The organism is Polaribacter sp. IC066 (assembly GCF_007997085.1).
Lineage (GTDB): Bacteria > Bacteroidota > Bacteroidia > Flavobacteriales > Flavobacteriaceae > Polaribacter.
Genome location: NZ_VORR01000001.1, coordinates 57,307 through 84,196, shown reverse-complemented (window position 1 = coordinate 84,196; position 26,890 = coordinate 57,307). Strand labels below are relative to the sequence as shown.

The 26,890-nt window shown below is 30.9% G+C and carries 18 protein-coding genes, 1 pseudogene and 1 CRISPR repeat array; of the genes and pseudogenes, 13 read left to right on the top strand and 6 right to left on the bottom strand.

All coding sequences use genetic code 11. The features are described 5' to 3' along the window. The first annotated feature begins 67 nt into the window (after window positions 1-67). On the top strand, window positions 68-1,342 hold the full coding sequence (locus ES044_RS00350) for a metal-dependent hydrolase family protein (protein ID WP_147117386.1): 1,275 nt from the start codon (window positions 68-70) through the stop codon (window positions 1,340-1,342). Window positions 1,343-1,750: 408 nt separating this feature from the next. Here the strand turns inward: ES044_RS00350 and ES044_RS00345 are convergent, their stop codons facing one another. Then, window positions 1,751-3,259, bottom strand: coding sequence for a hypothetical protein (locus ES044_RS00345; RefSeq protein WP_147117387.1), 1,509 nt, complete (start codon window positions 3,257-3,259; stop codon window positions 1,751-1,753). Between the two features lie 103 nt (window positions 3,260-3,362). Further along, window positions 3,363-4,400 carry a glutaminyl-peptide cyclotransferase gene (locus ES044_RS00340; RefSeq protein WP_147117388.1) on the bottom strand — a complete coding sequence of 346 codons (1,038 nt, stop codon included), beginning with the start codon at window positions 4,398-4,400 and terminating at the stop codon, window positions 3,363-3,365. Between the two features lie 243 nt (window positions 4,401-4,643). On the opposite strand from ES044_RS00340, the gene ES044_RS00335 reads away from it, so the two are divergent. The 12 genes from ES044_RS00335 (at window position 4,644) to cas2 (ending at window position 14,648) form a co-directional block, all read left to right on the top strand. After that, window positions 4,644-4,898: a type B 50S ribosomal protein L31 gene (locus tag ES044_RS00335; RefSeq protein WP_147117389.1), complete on the top strand. Its 255-nt coding sequence runs from the start codon at window positions 4,644-4,646 to the stop codon at window positions 4,896-4,898. A gap of 180 nt (window positions 4,899-5,078) precedes the next feature. Beyond that, window positions 5,079-5,435 (top strand): hypothetical protein, encoded by a 357-nt coding sequence (locus ES044_RS00330; protein ID WP_147117390.1) that lies wholly within the window; start codon window positions 5,079-5,081, stop codon window positions 5,433-5,435. A 57-nt stretch (window positions 5,436-5,492) separates the two neighbouring features. Next, window positions 5,493-5,624 carry a hypothetical protein gene (locus ES044_RS19150; protein WP_262712356.1) on the top strand — a complete coding sequence of 44 codons (132 nt, stop codon included), beginning with the start codon at window positions 5,493-5,495 and terminating at the stop codon, window positions 5,622-5,624. Between the two features lie 48 nt (window positions 5,625-5,672). Continuing rightward, window positions 5,673-5,810: a glutamate synthase-related protein gene (locus ES044_RS00325; protein WP_147117391.1), complete on the top strand. Its 138-nt coding sequence runs from the start codon at window positions 5,673-5,675 to the stop codon at window positions 5,808-5,810. Between the two features lie 363 nt (window positions 5,811-6,173). Beyond that, the gene (locus ES044_RS19145) at window positions 6,174-6,296 is read left to right on the top strand and encodes a hypothetical protein (RefSeq protein WP_262712357.1); all 123 of its coding nucleotides are present in this window, start codon (window positions 6,174-6,176) and stop codon (window positions 6,294-6,296) included. A gap of 131 nt (window positions 6,297-6,427) precedes the next feature. After that, complete coding sequence (locus ES044_RS19405; RefSeq protein ID WP_147117392.1) at window positions 6,428-6,526, top strand: glutamate synthase-related protein; 99 nt, start codon at window positions 6,428-6,430, stop codon at window positions 6,524-6,526. 59 nt (window positions 6,527-6,585) lie between these two features. Continuing rightward, a complete protein-coding gene (locus ES044_RS19140; protein ID WP_262712358.1) occupies window positions 6,586-6,711 on the top strand; it encodes a hypothetical protein in 126 nt (41 codons plus the stop codon). Between the two features lie 8 nt (window positions 6,712-6,719). After that, window positions 6,720-7,682: a YpdA family putative bacillithiol disulfide reductase gene (locus tag ES044_RS00315; protein ID WP_147117393.1), complete on the top strand. Its 963-nt coding sequence runs from the start codon at window positions 6,720-6,722 to the stop codon at window positions 7,680-7,682. Between the two features lie 276 nt (window positions 7,683-7,958). Then, window positions 7,959-8,627: a class I SAM-dependent methyltransferase gene (locus ES044_RS00310; protein WP_147117394.1), complete on the top strand. Its 669-nt coding sequence runs from the start codon at window positions 7,959-7,961 to the stop codon at window positions 8,625-8,627. Window positions 8,628-9,205: 578 nt separating this feature from the next. Further along, on the top strand, window positions 9,206-13,411 hold the full coding sequence (gene cas9, locus ES044_RS00305; protein ID WP_147117395.1) for a type II CRISPR RNA-guided endonuclease Cas9: 4,206 nt from the start codon (window positions 9,206-9,208) through the stop codon (window positions 13,409-13,411). Window positions 13,412-13,422: 11 nt separating this feature from the next. Beyond that, complete coding sequence (cas1, locus tag ES044_RS00300) at window positions 13,423-14,310, top strand: type II CRISPR-associated endonuclease Cas1 (protein ID WP_147117396.1); 888 nt, start codon at window positions 13,423-13,425, stop codon at window positions 14,308-14,310. Then, window positions 14,310-14,648, top strand: coding sequence for a CRISPR-associated endonuclease Cas2 (gene cas2 / locus ES044_RS00295; RefSeq protein ID WP_147117397.1), 339 nt, complete (start codon window positions 14,310-14,312; stop codon window positions 14,646-14,648). Before cas1 ends, cas2 begins: the two co-directional genes overlap by 1 nt. 123 nt (window positions 14,649-14,771) lie before the next feature. After that, window positions 14,772-20,516: a CRISPR direct-repeat array (repeat unit 46 nt; unit sequence CTTGTGAATTCTCACTAAAAATACAATTTTGAAATCAATTCACAAC). A 56-nt stretch (window positions 20,517-20,572) separates the two neighbouring features. Here cas2 and ES044_RS19315 read toward each other — a convergent pair. The 4 genes and pseudogenes from ES044_RS19315 to gcvP all read right to left on the bottom strand — a co-directional run. Then, window positions 20,573-21,301 (bottom strand): annotated as a pseudogene (locus ES044_RS19315) (type IIL restriction-modification enzyme MmeI); the annotation flags it as partial. Then, window positions 21,301-22,104, bottom strand: a complete 804-nt coding sequence (locus tag ES044_RS00285) for a nucleotidyl transferase AbiEii/AbiGii toxin family protein (RefSeq protein WP_147117398.1) — start codon at window positions 22,102-22,104, stop codon at window positions 21,301-21,303. The gene ES044_RS00285 and the pseudogene ES044_RS19315, both read right to left, overlap by 1 nt. Next, window positions 22,101-22,922 carry a type IV toxin-antitoxin system AbiEi family antitoxin gene (locus tag ES044_RS00280; protein WP_147117399.1) on the bottom strand — a complete coding sequence of 274 codons (822 nt, stop codon included), beginning with the start codon at window positions 22,920-22,922 and terminating at the stop codon, window positions 22,101-22,103. The genes ES044_RS00285 and ES044_RS00280 overlap by 4 nt, the downstream gene beginning before the upstream one ends. Window positions 22,923-23,958: 1,036 nt before the next feature. After that, window positions 23,959-26,802, bottom strand: a complete 2,844-nt coding sequence (gene gcvP, locus ES044_RS00275; RefSeq protein ID WP_147117400.1) for an aminomethyl-transferring glycine dehydrogenase — start codon at window positions 26,800-26,802, stop codon at window positions 23,959-23,961. Between the last annotated feature and the right edge of the window lie 88 nt (window positions 26,803-26,890).

Sequence of the window (26,890 nt, the reverse complement as noted above, 5' to 3'; positions counted from 1 at the left end):
TAAATTAAGAATTTTGAAGAAGCAATCTACTTAAATTTTCATACATTTAAAAATTAAAACCCAACAAATGAAAAAAACAATATTACTTTTTTTAGCACTTTTTCTTTTTCAGAATTTAGCAGCGCAAACTACCTATATTTTATGCGGAAAATTGATTGATACAAAATCAGGAAACATTGATGTAGAGAAAACAATTTTAGTAAAAGAAAACAAAATCATTGATGTTATGGATGGCTACATCATGCCAAAAGGAGCAACTTTAATTGATTTACGAGACAAAGTTGTGATGGCAGGTTTAATTGACATGCATGTGCATATTGAGCAAGAATTTGATAGAAACACAAGATTAAATGAATATATTTTAAACGAGGCAGATGTTGCTTTTAACTCCGTTGGTTTTGCAAAAACCACGCTTTTAAATGGCTTTACAACGGTAAGAGATTTAGGCGGAACGGGTGTGAATATTTCGATTAGAAATGCTATTGACCAAGGGAAAATTCCTGGACCAAGAGTTTTTACCGCGGGGCAATCTCTGGCTACAACTGGGGGGCATGCAGATCCTACAAATGGAAGTAGCAGAAAGTTAATTGGGGATCCGGGGCCAAAAGAAGGGGTTGTGAATTCTGTTGAAGATGCAAAAAAAGCAGTAAGACAACGGTATAAAAATGGAGCGGATTGTATTAAAATTACGGCTACTGGTGGTGTTTTAAGTGTTGCCAAGTCTGGTGATAATCCGCAATTTACACTAGAGGAAATCAAAGCAATTTGTGATACCGCAAAAGATTACGGAATGCATGTTGCCGCACACGCGCATGGAGATGAAGGAATGCAAAGAGCTATTATTGGTGGTGTAAAAACAATAGAGCATGGTACGTATATGAGTGATGTAACCATGGAGTTGATGAAAAAGTACGATGCGTATTTAGTACCTACAATTACTGCAGGAAAAGAAGTGGAAGAGAAGGCGAAAATAGCCGGTTTTTATCCTGCTATTGTAGTTCCTAAAGCGTTGGCTGTTGGCCCACAAATTCAAGGAACCTTTGCCAAGGCGTATAAAAAAGGAGTCGGAATTGCATTTGGCACCGATGCTGGTGTTTTTAGACATGGCGATAATGGAAAAGAATTTGGCTTTATGGTGGAGGCAGGAATGCCAGTGATGGAAACCATTCAATCAGCAACCATTACGAATGCCATGTTGCTAAAAATGGAAAACGAAATCGGACAAGTTAAAAAAGGTTTTTTTGCAGATATTATTGCCGTAAATGACGATCCTACCAAAAATATTTCTACCATGGAAAACGTTGTCTTTGTGATGAAAAATGGGGTTGTTTATAAGAAGTAAGTTTGCTTCGTATATGTACGATTGCGCATGCAGAAATTCAAGTTGGGTTGTTTGATAGTTAAAAGTATTTTTGACCTCACAGGCTCCATGTCTGAACTTGTTTCAGTATCTAACCTGCGAGGTCTTTCTAAAGTTGTATTCAAAAGTAATACTTTGGTACACTCTAATATCAAGATTTGTATTTCTAACTATTTAATACACATCAAATATAAAACACTAAAATGCCCAAGGCTAGTGCTCGTTTTTAACGAGTACCGGTATAGTTTTGATGTTCTTGCTGGCAGACTGGTGTAAAAATAATCCGCTAGGAAATAAAGTCTTGTTTTAAACCTTATAAAAATTTCTAGACCTCACGGGTTCCATGTCTGAACTTGTTTCAGTATCTAACCTATGAGGTCTTTTTAGGTATTATTCAAAAGTAATATGTTGGTATGCACCAATATCAGGATTTGTAGTTCTATCAATTCCTAAAAGATCAAAAGAAAAAGAAGTAGGCGTTGCTTTGTTGATGGCATCTGAAGTTTCACCAATAATAAAATCTTCATTTCTAGAGTTTCTAAAAGCTAAAAATCCGTTTAAAATATTGTTTTTATAATTAGTATTGTTTTCAAAATCTAACTCAACATTACCTTCAAATGAATTATTTGAGTCGGTAAACGAAATCATACAATTGCTAATTTTATACTTGAATAGGCCGCCATCAACTTTATCTAAAATAAATTCAATGTTGTTGTTGCCATCAAAAATACAATTGGTAAAATTAGCTGCTTTTAAATCTCTAGTTTCTATAATTTCTTGTCCGTTTTCATCGTTATACACAAAGAAATTGTTTACTAAAACTGCAGGTAATTGTCGAATGCCACGATTCCAATAATTAGCAAAAGTACTATGTGTAAAATTATAAGTGCCGCCAATTGTTGCTGCCAAAGAGGCCTGACCCGCAGAACCAATCACTACATTATGGCCTTCAATATTGGTTTCTCTTGCTAAAATTCCGAAATTAGAATGATTGTAAATTTCTGTATTTTGCAGTTTTAAAGTAGGCGTAGAGGTAGACCCAATACTGTCAATAAGAATTCCTATAATTCCGTTTTTAATTTGTGCGTGATGCACTTCATTATTTTTACTTCCTGCACGCATCCAGATGGTTCCCCATTGTCCTGGAACATTCCTAAAACCATTTTCTAGTCGATCACCTTCAAAAGTAACTTTTTCGGTTAAAGTTCCGTTCACTTTTAAGGTAGCTTCTTTGTCGATAATTAAGCCAGAGTTGCTATGAAAATAAACTTTAGATCCTGCTTCAATCGTTAAAGTCTTATTGGCAGCTACCGCTGCATACCCATAAATTACAGTTGGTTTTGTGTTGGTAATAGTTAATTCTGCATCCGTTAAAAATCGACCTTTAATTGTGGTTGCCTGTCCGTTAATCGTTAAACTATCAATCTTCATGGTTATTGGGTCTTTGCCCGGAAAAATAAAATTAGCATCTTGTACCAAAGTTACCAAATCTACATTTTGCTGATTGCTACCTGTATCAAACAAAATGCGATCTGTGTATAAAGGATCTGCAATATTATTAGCATCAATGGTGGTTTCAACAAAAACAAAAATACTGTCTTTACCAAGAATATTAATGTCGTTAAAATCCTTACCCGGAATGCCATCAACATTTAATCTATATTTAGAAAGAGAGCCTTTTTCTAGCGCAATTTTAGGAATTGTAATGGCTTTAGTACCTCTATTGTACACTTTTAAATTATAAGTAGCAGAGCCAATATTGGTAAAAACGGTGTCTAAAAAAACGGTGTCTTTAGAGAACTCTAAACTCCCAAAATTAGGGATGGTAGAAAAATCTTTTCTGCAAGAACTTACCGAAATTAGAGCAATACAAATAAGAAAAGTAAGGAGGTAACGCATAATTTTGTTTTCTTTCTATGAGTGCGCAGTTCAGAAATTAATGAGTCTCGATTGCGCCCTGCTAGATATTTTATTTAACTAGAACTTTAAAATTAGAGGTTTATTATTTCTTAACCAATTCAATTTCAAAAAGTTTCCCCCAGTTTTTACCAGTAACAAACAATCTGTTATTTTCTTTGTCAAAAGCAATGCCGTTTAAAACTTCATCATCGGTAACTAGTTTTTGAGTTTTTTCCATTTCTTTTTTTAAACCTGATAAATTTACAATCCCTTCTACAACTCCAGTTTCAGGATTTATAATCGAAATGAGAGGCTTTAAGTAATAATTAGCATAGATTTTTCCGTTGATATATTCTAATTCATTCAGTTTCGGAATGCTTTGCTTGTGGGTGTAGGCTTGAATGTATTTTATTTCTTTTTTTGAATTAGAATCTAAAAACCAAATTTTTGTAGTTCCGTCAGACTTAATTAGCAAGCTACCATTGTTGGTTAAACCCCAACCTTGTTCGCTTTTATCATAATCAAAACTACTTTCTTGCTCAAAAGTTTCTAAATTATACACAAAACCTTTTTTGTTTTCCCAGGTTAACCAGTAAATTTTATTGTTTAAAATGGTCATTCCTTCCCCAAAATATTTTTTATCTAAATCTACAGATTTTAAAACTTTACCAGTCTTATAATCAACCTTTCTTAAGGTAGATTGGCCTCTTCTGCCGGTAGTTTCATAAAGAAACCCGTTATAATATTCTAAACCCTGTGTGTACGCTTTTGTATCATGCGGGTAGGTATTGATAATTTTATACGTGTAGGCTTGGTAAGGAACATCTGCAAAGACTTCAAAAAAATTATTGATTTTTTTTGTTTTTCCGGGGTAAAAAGCTAGTGCAGAAACTTGATGTTTACCAACGCCATAATCAGCTGTTTTAATAGTTACAGTATTGCCATCAGCGGTAATTTCTTGTCCGTTTATAAAAAACTGAATTTTATCTAAAGGTTTGTTATTTTTTTCGGTTAAACTAATGGTGATGCTTGTGTTTAAAGTCGTTTTTTTTGCAACCTCTAACGTAAATTTATAATTTTCATTACAACCAAAACAGACACATAAGGTTAAAATGGTTATAAAAAAGGCAATTTTCTTCATTATTTTTTAATTTAAATAGATATCAATAGTGCAATAAACCTATCATTTAAAGCAAATGTAAACCGTTTTTTAAAGAATATTTTTAGAATATCAAATAAAAGTAAAATAATTATTTTTAAATTAAAAAATATCGCTAGATTTGCATCCTCAAAATAGTAATATTTAGCTATTTAGAAGATTAAGTAAAATCTTACCAACTTTACTTATTGCAAACATAACATTAAAGATTTAAAATATTATAAAATGAAAAAAGGAATTCATCCAGAAAATTACAGAATGGTAGCATTTAAAGACATGTCTAACGAAGATGTTTTTTTAACACGTTCTACTGTAGACACTAAAGAAGTTTTAGATGTAGACGGTGTAGAGTATCCTTTAGTAAAATTAGAGATTTCAAGAACATCTCACCCGTTTTACACTGGTAAATCTAAATTAATTGATGCTGCAGGACGTATCGATAAATTTAAAACGAAATACGCAAAATTCAAAAAAGACTAACTCTTTTAGAATTTTCAATATATTTAAAACTCCAACATGTATTTGTTGGAGTTTTTTTTGTGCTGAATTTGTTTCATCATCTTTCCTTTTTGACATCCAATTTTTCTATAAGAATCATACTTTCTATGCAACAATGCTTTCTACAAAATATTTTGGGCGTTCCCTTGCAGGTCAGGCTTTTTGTTACAATCTTTTTGTTCATACTTCACAAAAAGGATTTTCACTGCAATCCTTAACGCAGCTATAAACAAAGGTAATTGCAAAACCTCAAGCGATAAGATTACTTTTAACCTTTTAAAATCAAGCTTAAAAAATGAGAAAGACGATACTTCTATCTTTATAATTGCAGCACTTTTAATAGGTGCATTCGTTTATTTTTTTCCAGAAACGGATGCTATTATTTTACGCTCTATTTCAGGATTGTTAACCATTATAACAATTCATGATAGCATACAAACCAGACATCCTTTATCAAGAAATTTTCCTTTAATTGCCCATTTGCTAAGTTTGCTTGAAGGTAATCGAGAAAAAATTTAGCAATATTTTATTGAAGATAATTTAAACGTAAGCCCTATCAAAAGAGAAAAAAGAAGTATGGTATACCAACGTTCAAAATTAGAGAAAGATACAGTTCCTTTTGCTACGCAACATAATGTGTATAAAAAAGGATATGAGTTTGTAAAACACGCGTTGTTCTCTAAAGATCATCATTTGGTTGGTTGGTGAGCGCATTATTTTTGGTTCTGATAAATGGCCCAAAAATAGAATGGTTCTATGAGTAATATTTCTGCAATGTTTTTTGGTTCTTTGAGTAAAAACGCGATTATGGCATTAAATAAAGGTGCAAAAATGAGCGGTTTTGCGCAAAATACAGGTGAGGGCAGAATTTCTCCATACTATTTGCAAGGATGAGATGTCATTTTTTAAGTAGGTATAGGTTCTTTTGGATCAAGAAAATCTGTAAACCGAAAACGTGTTTTTGATGATGAGGTTTTTAGACAAAATGCCATTTTTCCATCGGTAAAAATGATTGAGATTAAGTTTTTTCAAGACGCAAAACCTGGGTACAGAGGTATTTTACCTGCCGTAAAATACACTAGAAATTGCAAAAATGAGCGCTGTTGAACCTGAATACAAGTAGATTCTCCGCCAAGTCACGCAGCATTTTCTAATTATGAAGAAACGGTTATTTTTATTCAAAAAGTCAGAGATGCATCCGAAGGAAAACTTGAAGGAATTAAATTTTGTCTCGGTAATAATGAATAAATAGAAGATATGTTTAAAGCTTTTAAAGCGGCAAATAATTATTCTTATTTTATTTCTATAGATGGTTGCGCAGAAGTAATTGGCGTTGCACCAATAGAATTAGCAAATTATATAGGAACGCCTTTAATTTAAGGCTTGGTTTTTGTGAATATGGTATTCCTAAAGTACAAGTTAAAAAATGAAATTAGATGGATAGTTTCTGGTAAAGCAGTTGCTGCTTTTAATAGTGTAAAACTCTTGGCTTTAGCAGCAATGCTATCGGAATGGTAAGAAGTTTTATGGTAAGTTTAAGTTGTATACAAGCCAGAGAATGCCATTTAGACAGCTGTAAGGTTGGGTTGCCACATAAGATGGCGATTTAGTAAAGGTGCTAGTTTTAGCGAATAAAAACATACGTGTTAAAAATTACCATCATAAAACAATGGCATCTGTAAAAGAAACGGTTGCTGCTATGAGCATTAGTTCTATGGCAGATAGTAAGCCAAATCATATTTACAGACGTAAAAAGAATGAGATGGCGAGTTATCAAGAAATTTATAAATATTAAAGTTTTACATGCAAAAATTAGATATCGTAATTATTGGGGGTGGTCCTATTGGCATTGCTTGCGGATTAGAAGCTAAAAAGAAAGGGCTTACGTATGTAATTTTAGAAAAAGGCCCTATTGTCAATTCACTCTTTAAATATCCTGTAAACATGCAGTTTTTCTCTTCTTCAGAAAAATTAGAGATTGATGAAATTCCGTTTATTAGCAGAGAAGCAAAACCAAGTAGAGGAGAGGCTCTAGAATATTATAGAAGAATAATAACGTCTAACCAATTGAATATTCACTTGTTCGAAAAAGTAATTTCGGTTGAAAATAACGAGGGTATATTCGATGTAAAAACTAGTAAAAATAACTACCAAGCAAAAAATATTGTGGTGGCAACGGGGTTTTATGACATTCCGAATACCCTAAAAGTTACTGGAGAAGATTTAGAGAAAGTTTCTCATTATTACAACGATCCACATTTTTATGCAGGTCAAAAAGTTGCCATTATTGGCGCAAGTAATTCTGCGATTGATGCTGCTTTAGAATGCTACAGAAAAGGAGCAGAAGTTTCTTTAATCATTAGAGGAGACGAAGTTGGGCAGCGTGTAAAATATTGGGTAAGACCAGATATTATCAACCGAATTAAAGAAGGAAGTATCAAGGCTTTTTACAAAAGTGAAGTGGTAGAAATTACGGAAGATAAAATCGAAATTAAAACTCCAGAAGGACATATTCGTATTAAAAACGACTTTGTATTGGCGTTAACAGGATACAAACCTAATTTTTTGTTTTTAGAAAATATGGGAGTTCACTTGTCTAAAGACGATAAAAAAAGACCTGTTTACAATGAAGAAACTATGGAAACCAATGTGAAAGGAATTTATTTAGCGGGCGTTATCTGTGGCGGAATGGAAACGCATAAATGGTTTATAGAAAACTCTAGAGTGCACGCAAAAATGATTGTTGAGAATATTACAGAAAGATGAATTTTTTAAAGAATACTAAAAAAAAATGCTCGATAGTGCTGCTGAACTTGATTCAGTGTAAAATTTCTAAAAAAGAAATTTCATTCGAAGTGACCGTGTATTTATGAATGCTAGGAGCACGTTTTGTCAGTTCGAGTGATTTCGATTTTTTTATCGAAATTGTATCGAGAACATTTCGAAATTAACAAGTTGCATAACTTATATTCTAAAACTTTTTCATGTTTAAATAGTTCATATCGCATAAGTAATCAAACAGAAATTTTACACTAGCAATTGATGAAAAATAAACCTAAAAAAAGCAAAATACCTTGGCCAACAAAAAAAGCCATGGAACAGGTGTATGAGTTAAACTTGTGGGGGAATAATACTGCTGATTTTTATTCAGGTTTTGGTTCTCACAATCCAGAAATTGTAAAACCTTATGTAGCCATTGTTAAAGAGTTTTTAACTTCTTTTAAAAACCCTTTAATAGTTTGCGATTTAGGTTGCGGAGATTTTAATACAGGAAAAGAACTTGTAAAATATGCTGAAAAGTATATTGGAGTAGATATTGTACCAGAACTTATAGCGCATCACAAAAAAGCATTTATTGCAGAAAATTTAGAATTTAGATGTTTAGATATTGCAGTAGATGATTTACCCGTGGGAGATTGTGCTTTAATACGGCAAGTTTTGCAACATCTATCTAATGCAGAGGTTGAAAGTATTGCAAATAAATTAGCTGCTTTTAAATATGTTATTTTAACAGAACACGTGCCTAATGAGAATTTTACACCCAATAAAGACATTATTTCTGGGCAAGGAATTCGGCTTAAAAAACAAAGCGGACTCCATTTAACAAAACCTCCTTTTAACTTTAAAGTAAAAGAAGAAAAAGAGTTGTTGTCTTTTAATTTAGATCTAGGTAAAGGTGTTATTGTGACTACTTTATATGAGGTGTTTTAGTGATGTTTATTAAGTTTATTAGATATCATGAATTGTAGCCGTCTTGTTCTCAATGTAAAAAAAAGCATTTACTTTTAGTTGATGACAAGAATTTAGCACAGACTAATTGTATTTTTTACTGATTTTAAAACTTGTATTTCCTGTATTTTAAGTCTAAAAGTAGCCTACTCTTTAGCTTCTTACTTTTTTATGATTTGCTATTTTAAATAAAAAAAGCGACATTTTCATGCCGCTTTAAATGTTTTCACAACGGAATAATCCTTATTGTGAATTGATTTCAATAATTGTACTGCAAATATAGCATAAAAAAAGATAGCGTATTTACTGGTTTCCGTTGGTTTGTGTTCTTTTTTTTGTTTTATTTTTAAAAAATGGAAAGGAAATAATATATACAATAAAAAAAGCGACATTTTCATGCCGCTTTAAATGTTTTCACAACGGAATAATCCTTATTGTGAATTGATTTCAATAATTGTACTGCAAATATAATATAAAAAAAGATAGCCTTTTTACGGATTCCCGCAAGTATGTGTTGTTTTTTTGTTTTATTTTTATAGTTGTGAATAAAAAAATAAATTATGAAGAATATTTTAGGGTTAGATTTAGGGACTACTTCAATTGGTTGGGCTTTAGTAAATGAAGCAGAAACTAAAATTGAAAAATCAGAAATTATAAAATTGGGAGTAAGAATTATACAATACGATAATTTTAGTAAGGTAGATAAAAGCGGAAAGGTTTCAGAATCTAAAAATCCGGAAAGTGATTTTTTAGCTGGAAAGGGTTTATCCCCAAATGCCGGCAGAACTTTAAAAAGAGGTGCAAGAAGAAATTTACAGCGATTTAAATTACGTAGAACAAACCTAATTGAAATCTTAATAAAAAATAAAATTATTTCAAAAAGTACAGCTTTAACAGAAGTTGGAGAATCTACAACGCATCAAACTTTAAATTTAAGGGCAAAAAGTGCAAAAGAAAAAATTGAGTTAACAGAGTTTGCTCGTGTATTACTTGCTATCAATAAAAAAAGAGGATACAAAAGTAGCAGAAAAGCAAATAGTGAAGAGGAGGGGAATTCAATTGATGGAATGAAAATTGCCAAAGAATTGTATGATAATAATTTAACTGTAGGACAATATGTAAGCAATTTACTTGAAAGTGGTAAAAAGTTTATTCCAGATTTTTATCGATCTGATTTACAACAAGAGTTTAATTTAGTTTGGAATTTTCAAAAGCAATTTTATATTGATGTTTTAGATGATGAATTTTACAAAATAATTGAAGGACAAGGACAACAGACAAGTAGAAAAGTTTTTTTAAAATATAAAGGAATATATACAGCTGAAAATAAAGGAAAAAGAGAAGAAGTTAAAAAACAACATTATTTATGGAGAAGTGAGGCTATTTCTAAACAATTAAAAATTGAAGAGGTTGCCTATGTTTTGGTTGAAATAAATAACAATCTAAATCAATCTAGTGGTTATTTAGGGGCAATTAGTGATAGAAGTAAAGAGTTGTATTTTAATAAAGAAACTGTTGGGGAGAATTTATACAATCAAATTAAAGAGAATAAACATACTTCGTTAAGAAATCAGGTTTTTTATAGACAAGATTATTTAGACGAATTTGAGCAAATTTGGGAAACACAAGTAAAATTTCATTCCGAATTAACATTAGAATTGAAAAAAGAGATTCGCGATATTGTGATTTTCTATCAGCGAAAACTAAAATCCCAAAAGCATTTAATTTCAGACTGCCAGTTTGAGAGATATCATAAAGCAATTCCAAAATCGTCTCCTTTATTTCAGGAGTTTAAAATATGGTCTATTCTAAACAACCTTGAATTTGAGAATATAGAAACTAAAGAAAAGAAGATTTTAGGGGAAGAAATTAAACAAGACTTATTTGAGAAATTAAACGGCTCTAAAAAATTAACCGAAAAAGAAATTCTAAAATTTGTTGATTTATCAGACAAATTATGGAAAACGAATTTTTCTGAAGGTGTTGAGGGAAATAAAACCAACGAGAAAATCTACGAAGTTTATAAAACTATTGCAGAAAATGAAGGTTATGGTTTTGACTGGGATAAAAAATCTTCTAAAGAAATTGAAAACGAATTAAAGGCTATTTTTAAAATGGTAAGAATTAAAGAATCTATTTTAGACTTTAATTCAGATTTAGAAGGAAACGACTTTGATAAACAAGATAGTTATCAGTTTTGGCATTTATTGTATTCCGCTCAAGATGATGATAAAATTTCTGAAGTTGATAAAATTACTTACGGGAATTCTAATGTTGCTTTAAAGAAAAAACTACATCAAAAATATGGCTTTAAACCAGACTTTGGTAACTTATTGGCAAACGTGCCTTTACAGCAAGATTATGGTAAGTTAAGTGCAAAAGCCATTAAGAAAATATTACCTTATTTAAAAAGTGGTCAAGAATATTCTGAAGCAAGCAGATTGGCAGGGTATAATCATTCTAATTCGCTAACTAAAGAAGAGTTAGAGAATAGAGTTTTAAAAGATAATTTAGAGCTGCTACCAAAAAATAGTTTGAGAAACCCTGTTGTAGAGAAAATTCTTAATCAGATGGTAAATGTTATCAATGGGATTATTGCAGAATATGGCAAGCCTAAAGAAATACGAATTGAGTTGGCAAGAGATTTAAAAAAATCTGCAAAAGAAAGGGCCGATACAACGCAATATATCAACAAAGCGACTTTAGAGAACGAAGCGGTAAGAAAGGTTTTGCAAGATGAATTTCGCATTAAAAATCCTACAAGAAATGATGTTATAAAGTATAAATTGTATCAAGAGTTGAAAAATAATGGTTACCGAACACTATTTACAAACACTTATATTCCTACGGAAAAATTATTTTCAAAGGAAATAGATATTGAACACATTATACCAAAAGCAAAGTTATTCGATGATTCTTTTTCAAATAAAACATTGGCTTATAGGAAAGTTAATTTAGAAAAGGCAGATACTTTGGCCTTTGATTTTATTGATAATAAATACAATTCAGATTTAGAAAACTATAAATTAAGAGTAGAAAGTACTTTCAAATCTGGAGCAATTACCAAAGGAAAATATAAAAAATTATTACTTTCAGAGAAAAATTTACCAGACGGATTTATTGATAGGGATTTAAGAAATAGCCAATATATTGCTAAAAAAGCAAAGCAAATTTTAGAAGAAGTTTTTGAAAAAGTAACACCAACAATAGGTAATATTACTGACAAATTACGTGAAGATTGGGATTTGATAAACGTAATGAAAGAATTAAATCTCTCAAAATATAGAGAGTTGGGCTTAACTGAATGGGAGGAGCGTAAATACGACCAAAAAGTTGAAAAAATTATTGATTGGACAAAAAGAAACGATCATAGGCATCATGCAATGGACGCTTTAACGGTTGCTTTTACAACCCATAACCATATTCAATATTTGAATAATCTAGGTGCTATTAATAGTAGTTTTAAAAATAAAAGAGACCTTGATAAAAGTTACTTATTTGGTATAAAACAAAAAATAACAAAAGTATATAAAGATAAACAAGGCAGAGGAAAAAGAAAGTTTATTCCGCCTTCAGAGAACTTTAGAAGTGAAGCAAAAGACCAGATTGGAGACATTTTAATTTCTTTTAAAGCAAAGAATAAAGTAGTTACAAATAATAAAAATAAGATAAAAGTAGCAGGAAAAGACAATTATATTATTAAAACGCAACTTACGCCAAGAGGTCAACTCCATAAAGAAACTGTTTACGGTAGAAGTAAAGATGAAATTATTAAAATTGAGAAAATTAATGCAAATTTTGATCTCCAAAAAATTAATGAAGTTACAAAACCAAAATATAAAGAAGCACTTTTAAAACGTTTTCAAGAATTTGAAAATGATGGGAAAAAAGCATTTGCGGGTAAAAATGCGCTCTCTAAAAACCCTCTTTATACAATAGAAGGTAAATTAGTGCCAATCGAGATAAAGACGAGAACTTTTGAAGATAGCTATACCATTAGAAAAGAGGTAAATCCAGATAATTTTAAAAATTTAAAATCTTTACAAAAAGTAATTGATGTTGGTATTCGTAGAATTTTAGAAGAAAGATTAGCGCAGTATAACGGCAAGCCTAAAGAAGCTTTTTCAGATTTAATTAAAAATCCTATTTGGTTACATAAACAAAAAGGGATTTCAATTAAAAGAGTAGCAATAAGTGGCGTTAAAAATGCTGAAAATCTCCACGTGAAGAAAAATCATTTTGGTGACGATCATTTAGATGAAACAAATAAAAAGGTTAAAAATGATTTTGTAAGCACAGGTAATAATCATCACATGGCGATCTATATTGATGAAAAAGGAAAGTTACATGATAATGTTGTTTCCTTTTATAAAGCTGTTGCAAGAATGAATTCAGGTTTACCTGCAATAGATAAGGAATTAAATGCTAATAATGGTTGGGAGTTTTTATTTACAATGAAGCAAAATGAGATGTTTCTTATTCCATCGGAAGGTTTTAATCCTTTAGAATCTGATTTATCTGATAAATCGAATTTAAAGATAATTAGTAAAAATTTATTTAGAGTTCAAAAGTTTTCAAAAGTAGATTATGGTAATTCCTCTATAAGAGATTATGTATTTAGACATCATCTAGAAACAGAGCTAATTGATAAAAAAGAAACAAAAAATATAACCTATAAAGTTTTTAAAAGTATTGGGGATTTTGATCAAATATTAAAAGTAAGAATAAATCATATTGGAAAAATAGTTCATGTTGGTGAATATTAAGGTGTAAACTTATGATAAAAAGTACTATTTACATCGGAAATCCATCTTATCTAAAATTAAAGCAAAAACAATTAGTAGTACAAGAGCCAGAAACGAAAGAAATTAAAGGAACTGTGCCTATTGAAGATATCGCTTTGTTAATGCTAGACCATTATCAAATAACAATCTCTAATCAATTATTGTTAAAATTGCAGGGCAATAATGTTGCGGTCATAACTTGTGATGAGCATCATTTGCCTTTTGGATTGATGTTGCCTTTGTATGGACATTCTGAATATTCTGAAAGAATTAAACACCAATTAGCAGCATCAGAACCTCTAAGAAAACAATTATGGAAACAAACCGTTGAGCAAAAAATAGAAAATCAAAAAGCATTGTTAACTTTAAACAATAAAGTTTCAGAACCTTTAGCCGAGTATAAATTAAACGTAAAAAGTGGCGATACCACGAATAGAGAAGGAATGGCGGCTCAATTTTATTGGAAACATTTATTTGACAATTTCTCTAGAGAACGATTTGGAGACGAACCCAATAATTTATTGAATTTTGGGTATGCGGTTTTAAGAAGTATTGTGGCCAGAGCTTTGGTCAGTAGCGGTTTATTGCCTGTTTTAGGTATTTTTCATAGAAATAAATACAATCCGTATTGTTTGGCAGATGATATTATGGAGCCTTACAGACCTTTTGTGGACAAGCTTGTTTACAATTATGTTACAAACAGCAATAACAATGAACTAACGAAAGAGGCAAAAGCCCATGTTTTAACAATTGCAACGCAAGATGTTTTTATAGATGGTGTTGTAAGACCTCTATTCGTGGCGGTAACCACCACAACGGCAAGTTTGTATAAATGTTTTACTGGCGAATTACGTCAGATAAAATATCCTGAATTAGATTAATGTCTGCTAACAGATATAGCGCTTATAAAATTATGTGGATTTTAGTGTTTTTTGATTTGCCAACAGAAACCAAGAGAGAACGAAAGGCCGCAAGCCAGTTTCGTAAAAAATTAATTGATGATGGTTTTACAATGTTTCAATTTTCTATTTATTTAAGGCACTGCCCAAGTAGAGAAAATGCAAAAGTACATACCAAAAGAGTAAAAAGGAGTTTGCCAAAACATGGTAAAGTTTGTATTTTAGAAATTACAGACAAGCAGTTTGGAAATATGGAATTATTTCACGGAGTAAAAGAAGTAGATGTACCGAAACCAACACAACAACTACAATTATTTTAGAGTTGATCAATTAGGAATAGAAAAATAAGTGTTTCGATCTCCGAAAAATAAAATTAAGTGGCTTTTTAGTATTTAAAAAAGGAATCCCAAAGTATTGATATTACTCAATATTTTGGGATTGACCTTGTGAATTCTCACTAAAAATACAATTTTGAAATCAATTCACAACATACGCTCGAGATAATAAATTTAAATACAACTTGTGAATTCTCACTAAAAATACAATTTTGAAATCAATTCACAACCCACAACCGTGGCGGGTTTTTAGCAGTATACTTGTGAATTCTCACTAAAAATACAATTTTGAAATCAATTCACAACTAGCCAACAATTATTAGAACATTCAAAGTACTTGTGAATTCTCACTAAAAATACAATTTTGAAATCAATTCACAACACACCCGCATCTAATTCTTTGTAAGGTTCTCTTGTGAATTCTCACTAAAAATACAATTTTGAAATCAATTCACAACTTACATTAACTCCTTCTTTATTGGTCCTAACTTGTGAATTCTCACTAAAAATACAATTTTGAAATCAATTCACAACAAGTAATTGATTCAGTAAAAGAAACTAAAACTTGTGAATTCTCACTAAAAATACAATTTTGAAATCAATTCACAACTTCAGCTCTTTTATATTGTCGGCTCGTTTCCTTGTGAATTCTCACTAAAAATACAATTTTGAAATCAATTCACAACACAGTAGCAAAAAGTTACAACGAAACACTACTTGTGAATTCTCACTAAAAATACAATTTTGAAATCAATTCACAACATGTCCGACGCAAGTAATGTTCAGCTTTCGCTTGTGAATTCTCACTAAAAATACAATTTTGAAATCAATTCACAACAAAGAACTACCGTTTAATTGTATTGAACTTCTTGTGAATTCTCACTAAAAATACAATTTTGAAATCAATTCACAACACTAAAGTCATTAACCCAAAAAATATATAACTTGTGAATTCTCACTAAAAATACAATTTTGAAATCAATTCACAACCGAAACTTTCGACCAAAACAATCAGGAGAACTTGTGAATTCTCACTAAAAATACAATTTTGAAATCAATTCACAACAAAGAACTACCGTTTAATTGTATTGAACTTCTTGTGAATTCTCACTAAAAATACAATTTTGAAATCAATTCACAACACTAAAGTCATTAACCCAAAAAATATATAACTTGTGAATTCTCACTAAAAATACAATTTTGAAATCAATTCACAACAGATAGTGTTGCTGGTGGTTTTAGACTACTCTTGTGAATTCTCACTAAAAATACAATTTTGAAATCAATTCACAACTCCCCACTAACAGCGAATGCATCTTTAAAGCTTGTGAATTCTCACTAAAAATACAATTTTGAAATCAATTCACAACACAAAAGACATTTTCTTGAAAATGACGAAACTTGTGAATTCTCACTAAAAATACAATTTTGAAATCAATTCACAACATGCAGTTTTAAACAGATTTTGGACTAAATCTTGTGAATTCTCACTAAAAATACAATTTTGAAATCAATTCACAACTCACACAATGTACTTAAAATTAAGTTAGAACTTGTGAATTCTCACTAAAAATACAATTTTGAAATCAATTCACAACTCGCCCGTGTCTTCATAATTGTATTTAAATCTTGTGAATTCTCACTAAAAATACAATTTTGAAATCAATTCACAACCTGGCGTAAAAACACCCTCTGCAAAAACACCTTGTGAATTCTCACTAAAAATACAATTTTGAAATCAATTCACAACTTTTCGCTCATTTATAAAAGTATGTTCTGTCTTGTGAATTCTCACTAAAAATACAATTTTGAAATCAATTCACAACCCTTATCTAGTAAAGCACTTACATTATTGTCTTGTGAATTCTCACTAAAAATACAATTTTGAAATCAATTCACAACTCGGCTGATATTGCAAAGAATTGCGATACGCTTGTGAATTCTCACTAAAAATACAATTTTGAAATCAATTCACAACTTTGCACGCCAAGCGTTTGGCAGTAGATTTCTTGTGAATTCTCACTAAAAATACAATTTTGAAATCAATTCACAACTAAAGACAGTAGACGGAATTGATTATAATTCTTGTGAATTCTCACTAAAAATACAATTTTGAAATCAATTCACAACTAAAGATTCATAAGTAATTTCTTTTTTAAACTTGTGAATTCTCACTAAAAATACAATTTTGAAATCAATTCACAACAGGTTGCGATTATGTCAAAGAATTTTTGTTCTTGTGAATTCTCACTAAAAATACAATTTTGAAATCAATTCACAACCAATAACAAACATGAAAATACTTAATCTATCTTGTGAATTCTCACTAAAAATACAATTTTGAAATCAATTCACAACATAAAAAAAGAAGTAAAAAAGCAATTGAGTCTTGTGAATTCTCACTAAAAATACAATTTTGAAATCAATTCACAACAATGACGACAAAACAATAAATGGTCTTAAGCTTGTGAATTCTCACTAAAAATACAATTTTGAAATCAATTCACAACTTTTGTTGGAAACTCGTATTTTTCTATGACTTGTGAATTCTCACTAAAAATACAATTTTGAAATCAATTCACAACTTCAGACAAAGACTTGTAATCGTTGTTATACTTGTGAATTCTCACTAAAAATACAATTTTGAAATCAATTCACAACATACCTTGTACAATAGAGTGTTTTTTTTCACTTGTGAATTCTCACTAAAAATACAATTTTGAAATCAATTCACAACAGCCAAGGCAACATAAACTTGACAGGATTTCTTGTGAATTCTCACTAAAAATACAATTTTGAAATCAATTCACAACTACGCTGTTGACTAACTGTAAAGTATATGTCTTGTGAATTCTCACTAAAAATACAATTTTGAAATCAATTCACAACCTTTAGCACCTCATTACTATCTCCAACATACTTGTGAATTCTCACTAAAAATACAATTTTGAAATCAATTCACAACCCGCCTTGTAAAACAAAGTGATCTGTATTTCTTGTGAATTCTCACTAAAAATACAATTTTGAAATCAATTCACAACTCATCTGCTGCTAATGCTTGTGCTGCATAACTTGTGAATTCTCACTAAAAATACAATTTTGAAATCAATTCACAACACCTTTACTTCTTGTCCCTCTTTTTGGTACCTTGTGAATTCTCACTAAAAATACAATTTTGAAATCAATTCACAACCTTGGTAAGCTAGCTAAAGAATGGAACACTCTTGTGAATTCTCACTAAAAATACAATTTTGAAATCAATTCACAACTTAGAAGGTATATATTTAATTTCCTTTTGACTTGTGAATTCTCACTAAAAATACAATTTTGAAATCAATTCACAACACTATGCAACAACTAAAACGGCATTTAATGCTTGTGAATTCTCACTAAAAATACAATTTTGAAATCAATTCACAACTGAATTATTATGATCCCAAACCGTTTCTACCTTGTGAATTCTCACTAAAAATACAATTTTGAAATCAATTCACAACTGGGTAATTATTATCTAGTTCCGCTTGGTACTTGTGAATTCTCACTAAAAATACAATTTTGAAATCAATTCACAACTGCTAAATTGTGGAGCAATATAACCTAGAGCTTGTGAATTCTCACTAAAAATACAATTTTGAAATCAATTCACAACTCTGTAATTGGTAATCCACAAAATGAGGAACTTGTGAATTCTCACTAAAAATACAATTTTGAAATCAATTCACAACTAGCAGCAAACAACGTGTCTGCTCGATTTGCTTGTGAATTCTCACTAAAAATACAATTTTGAAATCAATTCACAACTCTTGTTTTGGTGATATAATTCTTTTTAAACTTGTGAATTCTCACTAAAAATACAATTTTGAAATCAATTCACAACTACCCATTAGTAGGCCACATGCCTCTAAAACTTGTGAATTCTCACTAAAAATACAATTTTGAAATCAATTCACAACTCTCGACAGCTATTGCATAAATTGCAGAAACTTGTGAATTCTCACTAAAAATACAATTTTGAAATCAATTCACAACTTGCGTAAATAATTCGTTTAGTAAGTTAATCTTGTGAATTCTCACTAAAAATACAATTTTGAAATCAATTCACAACATACAGAGGGTTTAACGTTGGAGTTTTCTGCTTGTGAATTCTCACTAAAAATACAATTTTGAAATCAATTCACAACAAGGAGATCTATTACTATTAAAACATTAGACTTGTGAATTCTCACTAAAAATACAATTTTGAAATCAATTCACAACAGTGAAACTGTAGATATTCAATCCTCTTATCTTGTGAATTCTCACTAAAAATACAATTTTGAAATCAATTCACAACATACGTGATGCAATTAAGGAGAAGATAGAACTTGTGAATTCTCACTAAAAATACAATTTTGAAATCAATTCACAACTTAACTGGACTTGATGTCTTTGTGTATTCTCTTGTGAATTCTCACTAAAAATACAATTTTGAAATCAATTCACAACTTACGAATAGATGAATATAATAAAATAGTACTTGTGAATTCTCACTAAAAATACAATTTTGAAATCAATTCACAACAGGCTAACGGGTTTAAATGACAGTGTAAATCTTGTGAATTCTCACTAAAAATACAATTTTGAAATCAATTCACAACTACCTAATGCGTTAAAATTTTCAGAAGATTCTTGTGAATTCTCACTAAAAATACAATTTTGAAATCAATTCACAACTCCTGTTTGTGGAGCTTTGCAAGAGGAGATCTTGTGAATTCTCACTAAAAATACAATTTTGAAATCAATTCACAACTAGATCGTTTCGAGGTTTCAAATGGTGCAACTTGTGAATTCTCACTAAAAATACAATTTTGAAATCAATTCACAACGACTACAAAGTTTACTATGAACGATTTGTACTTGTGAATTCTCACTAAAAATACAATTTTGAAATCAATTCACAACAAGACAGAAAAACAGGCGTCTACCAACTAGCTTGTGAATTCTCACTAAAAATACAATTTTGAAATCAATTCACAACAGCTGTTTGTACTTTGCTACCAAATCAACTCTTGTGAATTCTCACTAAAAATACAATTTTGAAATCAATTCACAACATTGACATCGGTATTATATACTATTTTTTCCTTGTGAATTCTCACTAAAAATACAATTTTGAAATCAATTCACAACAGATGCTTTGGCATTAGATAATTCTAGTCACTTGTGAATTCTCACTAAAAATACAATTTTGAAATCAATTCACAACATTGTTGTTGTTTTTCCTTGTTTTGCCATTCTTGTGAATTCTCACTAAAAATACAATTTTGAAATCAATTCACAACGCATCATTTCATCATAATTATAACCAGCCTCTTGTGAATTCTCACTAAAAATACAATTTTGAAATCAATTCACAACCCCACTCTCAAAAATGTATGCGTTAAAGTACTTGTGAATTCTCACTAAAAATACAATTTTGAAATCAATTCACAACCATCTAGCGGGTTAGTCGCATCAATTGCTTCTTGTGAATTCTCACTAAAAATACAATTTTGAAATCAATTCACAACTATAATAATCTTACCAAAATCATTTGCTAACTTGTGAATTCTCACTAAAAATACAATTTTGAAATCAATTCACAACACAATTTCACTAAATTCTTGGGCAATAGTTCTTGTGAATTCTCACTAAAAATACAATTTTGAAATCAATTCACAACCCCTCCACTTCCCAACCTATTTGATTGAATCTTGTGAATTCTCACTAAAAATACAATTTTGAAATCAATTCACAACCTATCCACGCTTTTAAAACATTAAACATCTCTTGTGAATTCTCACTAAAAATACAATTTTGAAATCAATTCACAACAAGCATTGCATGAATGGAAATACAGGCGAACTTATGCTGTCATTAAATAATCCTCCATTTACGTAAGGGAACTTTGCTAAATAATCTTGATATTTATCTGTTTTTTTATCGTTTAATCTGTCGAATAAATTATCTAAAAAAGTATGAGTGTCTTTTCCGTTTTCTGCTGTATGTTGAGCTAACGTATTTGTGAAAATATTCTCTTTAAAAATTCCTGTATCTTCTGAAAAATAGCAGAATAATAAACGAGATAGAAAAATATTAAGATGATGAATACTAGCTTTTGATTTGTAAATCTGTGGATTTTCTTCAATTAGCAAATCATATAAATCTGCCATTTTGTATGAAGCGTTTCTATCAGCTTCATCGTCATTTTTGGCAGTATAAATTTCACTTCCAGCTAATGGCAAAAAGAAATCGAAATAGTTGGGTAATTCTTTTAGTTTAATATCTAAAGACAGTTTATTTACTTTTAAATCTTTTGCTACTATTTGTTTGTAGTCTGTAAGAATTACAAATCTTGGTTTGTGCTTTAAAATTTGTTCATCTTTGGAAATTTCTTCAATGCTACTCAATAGTTTATCAGTCGCTTCTACTTTAAAGAATATTTTCTTTTTGTATAAGATTTCGCCATCTGCTTTGGCAAAATTGTAATCGCCTTTTTTAAGTCGAGTTACAGAGGTTTTTGAAATTCCGTAAGCGATTAACAAATCATAGATAAATTCTTCTTTTGAGAAGGTATCTATTAAGTTCTGAACATTAGTTTTTATTTCGGTTGATTTCATTAGAGTTCTAATTTCTTTAAATGACGCATTAATGCACGTAAAACGGTTTCAAAGTCTGGTAAATCTTGGATTTGGTCCGCCATAGATTTTTGCCAACGTCCTTTGTATTGTGGCAACCTTTGTTCTAGTTTAGCGTGAAACTCTGTTGGGTCAATTTCTTTGCTTTCACATTTCTGTCTAAATTCTACTATGTAAAAATCAATATCCATATTGTGTATTTCCAATAAATACCAAATGTCATAAAAATCTCTAGCTTGCATTCGTTGCATTACACAACGTAGCTTTTCAACCAACACCTCTTCTAGAGAATAGCAGAGTAGTTGGTGTTCTTCTTGGTCTGAATAGCCAATAAATACATTATTCAAAACAGGCTCTAACACTAATTTTTCACTTCTTGAAATATCAACTTTCACTTTTTTATTTGCACCTAAACCACCAAGCGGACCAACATAACTGATATAGAAATTAATTCCGCCATCTTGATGTTCGTTATCGTCAATGATTTCAAGCGGAATATTTGCTTCTTCTTTTATATATTCAAAGACTTCTGTAAACCATTCAAAAATTTGTTCATTGGTTATTGAATCATCCAATAACGTAAAGTCAAGGTCTTCTGAAAATCGGTAATCTTCAAAATAGATTTTCTTTAAAACTGTTCCACCTTTAAAAACTATTTTTTTTGAAACCGTAGAATGTTGTGCTATTCCTTGAAGAATCCAAGAAAGTATATAATCCTTTTCAATTTGTTGGTCTCGTACACCAACTGCACGAGCTTTGTTTTGTATTTCTCCTGGTTTTATCACGTGTAAATGGCAGATTTAATAGTTTCTGTTTCTAAATTTTGTTGAATACTCCAACGACTAATCATTTTACCTGATTTTGGTAATTCGGTATCTAAAAGCACGTAAGATGTTGTTTTTAGCTTGTTAAGTTTAGGAATAATATATGTCTCTATTTCTAATATTTCTAATAAAAACCCTAAACGTTTAATAACTGCTTGCGATTTGAAACGTTCTGTATATTCAAGAAGTCTGTCAAACTTAATTTTGTCTTTTGAGGTATAAATTGCTCTAGCTATTTCAACAATTCCTCCTGCATAATCAGGTTTGAATAAGCAGTCAATAAATGTTTTTTCTAAATCAGAACAAAGGACTTTGTGAAAGCTATCAACCCATATTTTTTTAGCTCCAAAAAAATGGTTTTTGTTATGGTAAACGAATTGAAAATCAACATTCTTTATTTTAATTATTGAAGGTCGAACTTGTTTTGAAACAACAATTTGTTCTTTTAGTGATGGTTGAGTAATCAAATTGTGTATTTGCAAGGCCGAGTAATAACCAATATAGTGGTTTTCTCCTTTTGTAAGATGTCCAGCAATGAGGTGCCAATCAGGCATAAAAGATTCTGCATCTTTTTCATAGGGAATGATATAGTATAACCCTTTTTTTAAACGCATCAAAAGTCCTCTTTTTACCATATCGCTCAATAATTCCTTTAAGGCACTATTGCTAGAATTTGGTAAAGCGTCTATTGCTTCTGCATAAGCAAAACAATCTTGGTCTAACTTATTAAAGTAAGTCAGAATGTTATTTGATTGTGTTGATATGTTTTTTGTTCTCATAGTTTATGCGTCAGCTTAAAACTGACTACAAGGATACAAATAATTATTTAAATAATTTACTTTTCAATGTAGTTAAGTCAGCTTGTTACTGACTAAATAGATATAAAAGATAAGTTTCGGTATGTGGTAGCGTTGGAAAAAGGCAAGCTCTTTTTATTTTTTGAGGTACGAAAAAAATGAAATGTGCTTGACTGTGCAACTGGCTTTAGCTTGTGTACAAGTCTGGTTATAGCAAACTAATCTTGTGAATTATCACTAAAAATACAATTTTGAAATCAATTCCCAACAAATTTTATAAAACACACTTTACTTTTTTGACAAACATAGGTAAGTTTTTTGTTTCGGATACGTTTGTTTTTTCTAAAAATACTAGTATATTTTACAGAAAGTACTAGTATTTATGAATAAATATACTAGTATAAATTATAAAAAGAAGTAGTGTTTTTATAAAATGTAAGTAGAGGTACCTGGTTGTTAACCAGATTTCTATACGTATAAAGATAAGAAAAAGAGGAACAAACAGATAAATTTTTACGTTAATTAATTTTTTAGCAACAAAAAATTGTTCTCTATCTGCCAAATAATATTCAGTAAATGAAAACCAAGCATTGATAACACTTTTAAAACAGTTTTGTCATTTTTTATGAGTGAAACTCAATTTTGAAAAATAGCGCAACTATGAATTCAAAATTGTTACTAGAACTAATCCTGTTCCATATGCTGCACTTGTTTTAGTATCTAGCGGAATCTTGGGCTTAATACCTACCATGTTATGCGTCTAAATAGTATAAGAGGATTCCTTTTTGATACCTCGAAGGCGCTCTTCGAAGCTGTTCCTTTAAATTAGGAATTCAGAAAAACCTTTCTAACAGATTTTCTATTGATCTGTAGTTTAAAATAAGTGAATAAATTGCAACTACTTTTTAGCTACTATTGTAGTTTTTTTGACGTACAAACAAAAAAAACCGTTTCTAATTTACTAAATCAAGTTTAGTAAAAAAAAACGGTTTTAAAATCTTAAAAAATATTGTGTGTGTTACATATATGCCTCCATAGGAGCACAAGAACAAATTAAGTTTCGATCTCCGTATGCATCATCAACTCTTCTAACAGAAGGCCAGAATTTATTATCAGAAACAAAATCTAAAGGAAAAGCGGCTTGCTCTCTTGTGTATGGAAAATCCCATTCATCTGCCGTTAGCATTTCTAGTGTATGCGGTGCATTTTTGAGCAAATTATTAGTTTCGTCTTGCGTAGCCTCTACAATTTCTTTGCGAATAGAAATCATCGCATCACAAAAACGGTCTAATTCTGCAATAGATTCAGATTCTGTAGGCTCAATCATCATGGTGCCATTTACAGGAAAAGAAACTGTTGGCGCATGAAAACCATAATCCATTAAACGTTTTGCAATATCTACAACTTCAATACCACGTTCTTTAAAATCTCTACAATCGATAATCATTTCGTGTGCAGCACGGCCTTTTTCGCCTGTATATAAAGTAGGATAATGCCCATCTAAACGCTCTTTAATATAGTTGGCGTTTAAAATTGCAATTTTTGTAGCATCTGTTAATCCTTTAGAACCTAACATGGTAATATAGCCGTAAGAAATTAAGCAAGCCAAAGCAGAACCCCAAGGTGCGCCAGAAATTGCTGTAATTGCTTGTTCTCCGCCAGTAGGAATGATAGGGTTTGATGGTAAAAATGGTACCAATTGTGGCGCTACGCAAATAGGACCCACGCCTGGGCCACCACCACCATGCGGAATTGCAAATGTTTTGTGCAAGTTTAAGTGACAAACATCTGCACCAATCGTTGCCGGATTTGTTAACCCAACTTGCGCATTCATATTTGCGCCATCCATATATACTTGACCTCCGTGATCATGAATAATTTGAGTAATTTCTTGAATTTCACTTTCAAAAACTCCGTGTGTTGATGGGTAGGTTACCATCAATGCCGCTAAATTATCAGAATGAAGCAATACTTTTTCGCGCAAATCATTCAAATCGATGTTACCGTTTTCCGCAGCTTTTGTTACAATTACTTTCATACCTGCCATTACCGCAGAAGCAGGATTTGTACCATGTGCCGAAGCCGGAATAATACAAATATTTCTGTGCCCATCATTTCTTGATAAATGATATGCTCTTATGGTCATTAACCCAGCAAATTCTCCTTGTGCGCCAGAGTTTGGTTGCAAAGAAGTACCTGCAAAACCAGTTACAATGTTTAATTGATGTTCTAATTTTCTTAAAACTTCGTGATACCCATCTGCCTGATTTAAAGGTACAAAGGGATGAATGTTTCCCCATTGCGGATTGCTTAAAGGCAACATTTCAGACGCTGCATTCAATTTCATGGTGCAAGATCCCAAAGAAATCATCGAATGATTTAAGGCTAAATCTTTACGTTCTAATCTTTTAATATAGCGCATCATATCCGTTTCCGATTGATACTTGTTAAAGATTTCATTGTCTAAAAATGACGTAGTTCTTTGTGCGTTGATAAGAATATTATTTCCTTGAGAAATAGAGTAAATAGTGTCTGCAGTTAAGTGCAAAGCTTCTGTAAAAACAGTAACAATTGCATTTAGTTCTTTTAAACCAACAGTTTCATTTAAAGAAATAGACAACGTATTATCATCTATATAATTAAAGTTTATTTTATGTGCTTCTGCAACAACTTTAATTTTTTTAGCATCCGTTTTTACGGTAAGTGTATCAAAGTAAGAAGTGTTTATTTGTTCAATACCTAAATTTGATAAAGCATTTGCTAGCGTACTTGTCTTGTCATGCAATGAGTCTGCTATAAACTGAATTCCGCTTTTTCCATGAAAAACAGCATACATTCCTGCCATAACCGCTAATAAAACTTGTGCAGTACAAATGTTAGAGGTTGCTTTTTCTCGTTTAATATGTTGTTCTCTAGTTTGCAATGCCATTCTTAAGGCACGCTTTCCGTTCATGTCTTTGGTAACACCAATAATTCGTCCAGGAATACTTCTTTTGTATGCTTCTTTAGTTGCAAAAAATGCTGCATGAGGCCCTCCATATCCTAACGGAATTCCTAATCGTTGCGTAGTTCCTACTACAACAGATGCTCCGAATTCTCCGGGTGCTCTTAATTTTACTAATGATAAAATATCTGCGGCAATAGCAACTTTTATATCGTTGTCATTTGCTTTTGCAACAAAAGTTTCATAATCAAAAATTTGTCCGAATTTACCAGGGTATTGTAAAATTGCACCGAAAAAATCATCTGCAAAATCGAAATCTTCATGGTTTCCTATTACCAACTCAATGCCTATTGGCGTAGAGCGAGTTTGTAATAAAGACAATGTTTGTGGCAAAATTTCATCAGAAACAAAAAACTTATTAGCGCCTGCTTTTTTCTTTGCACGTTCTCTAACATCAAACAATAAAGCCATTGCTTCTGCAGCAGCAGTACTTTCATCTAAAAGCGAAGCGTTTGCCAATTCCATGCCTGTTAAATCGCAAATCATGGTTTGATAATTTAACAACGCTTCTAATCTACCTTGAGCAATTTCTGCCTGATAAGGAGTGTACGCTGTATACCAACCCGGATTTTCTAATATATTACGCTGAATTACACTCGGCACAATCGCCTCATGGTAGCCTAAACCAATGTAACTTTTAAAAACTTTGTTTTTTTCTGATAATTCTTTAATGTGCCCCAAGTATTCGTATTCACTCATGGCTGGTTCTAAATCTAAATCGACTTTTAAACGAATATTATCAGGTACTGTCTCATTAATTAATTGATCTAAACTATCAATTTTAATGGTTTGTAACATTTTGTCTTGCTCCTTTTTGCTAGGGCCAATGTGTCTTAATTGAAACGAATTCGTATCCATTTGTGCGTCTAAAATTATTGATAACTCAATGAATTATCTGATTGCCTACTAAATTTTAAAATATATACTTTATATACATTACAAAAAT

Coding starts and splice junctions, on each gene's coding strand:
- ES044_RS00350 (WP_147117386.1), top strand. CDS start 68: ATGAAAAAAACAATATTACTTTTTTTAGCACTTTTTCTTTTTCAGAAT.
- ES044_RS00345 (WP_147117387.1), bottom strand. CDS start 3,259: ATGCGTTACCTCCTTACTTTTCTTATTTGTATTGCTCTAATTTCGGTA.
- ES044_RS00340 (WP_147117388.1), bottom strand. CDS start 4,400: ATGAAGAAAATTGCCTTTTTTATAACCATTTTAACCTTATGTGTCTGT.
- ES044_RS00335 (WP_147117389.1), top strand. CDS start 4,644: ATGAAAAAAGGAATTCATCCAGAAAATTACAGAATGGTAGCATTTAAA.
- ES044_RS19150 (WP_262712356.1), top strand. CDS start 5,493: ATGGTATACCAACGTTCAAAATTAGAGAAAGATACAGTTCCTTTTGCT.
- ES044_RS00325 (WP_147117391.1), top strand. CDS start 5,673: ATGAGTAATATTTCTGCAATGTTTTTTGGTTCTTTGAGTAAAAACGCG.
- ES044_RS19145 (WP_262712357.1), top strand. CDS start 6,174: ATGTTTAAAGCTTTTAAAGCGGCAAATAATTATTCTTATTTTATTTCT.
- ES044_RS19405 (WP_147117392.1), top strand. CDS start 6,428: ATGGTAAGAAGTTTTATGGTAAGTTTAAGTTGTATACAAGCCAGAGAA.
- ES044_RS19140 (WP_262712358.1), top strand. CDS start 6,586: ATGGCATCTGTAAAAGAAACGGTTGCTGCTATGAGCATTAGTTCTATG.
- ES044_RS00315 (WP_147117393.1), top strand. CDS start 6,720: ATGCAAAAATTAGATATCGTAATTATTGGGGGTGGTCCTATTGGCATT.
- ES044_RS00310 (WP_147117394.1), top strand. CDS start 7,959: ATGAAAAATAAACCTAAAAAAAGCAAAATACCTTGGCCAACAAAAAAA.
- cas9 (WP_147117395.1), top strand. CDS start 9,206: ATGAAGAATATTTTAGGGTTAGATTTAGGGACTACTTCAATTGGTTGG.
- cas1 (WP_147117396.1), top strand. CDS start 13,423: ATGATAAAAAGTACTATTTACATCGGAAATCCATCTTATCTAAAATTA.
- cas2 (WP_147117397.1), top strand. CDS start 14,310: ATGTCTGCTAACAGATATAGCGCTTATAAAATTATGTGGATTTTAGTG.
- ES044_RS00280 (WP_147117399.1), bottom strand. CDS start 22,922: ATGAGAACAAAAAACATATCAACACAATCAAATAACATTCTGACTTAC.
- gcvP (WP_147117400.1), bottom strand. CDS start 26,802: ATGGATACGAATTCGTTTCAATTAAGACACATTGGCCCTAGCAAAAAG.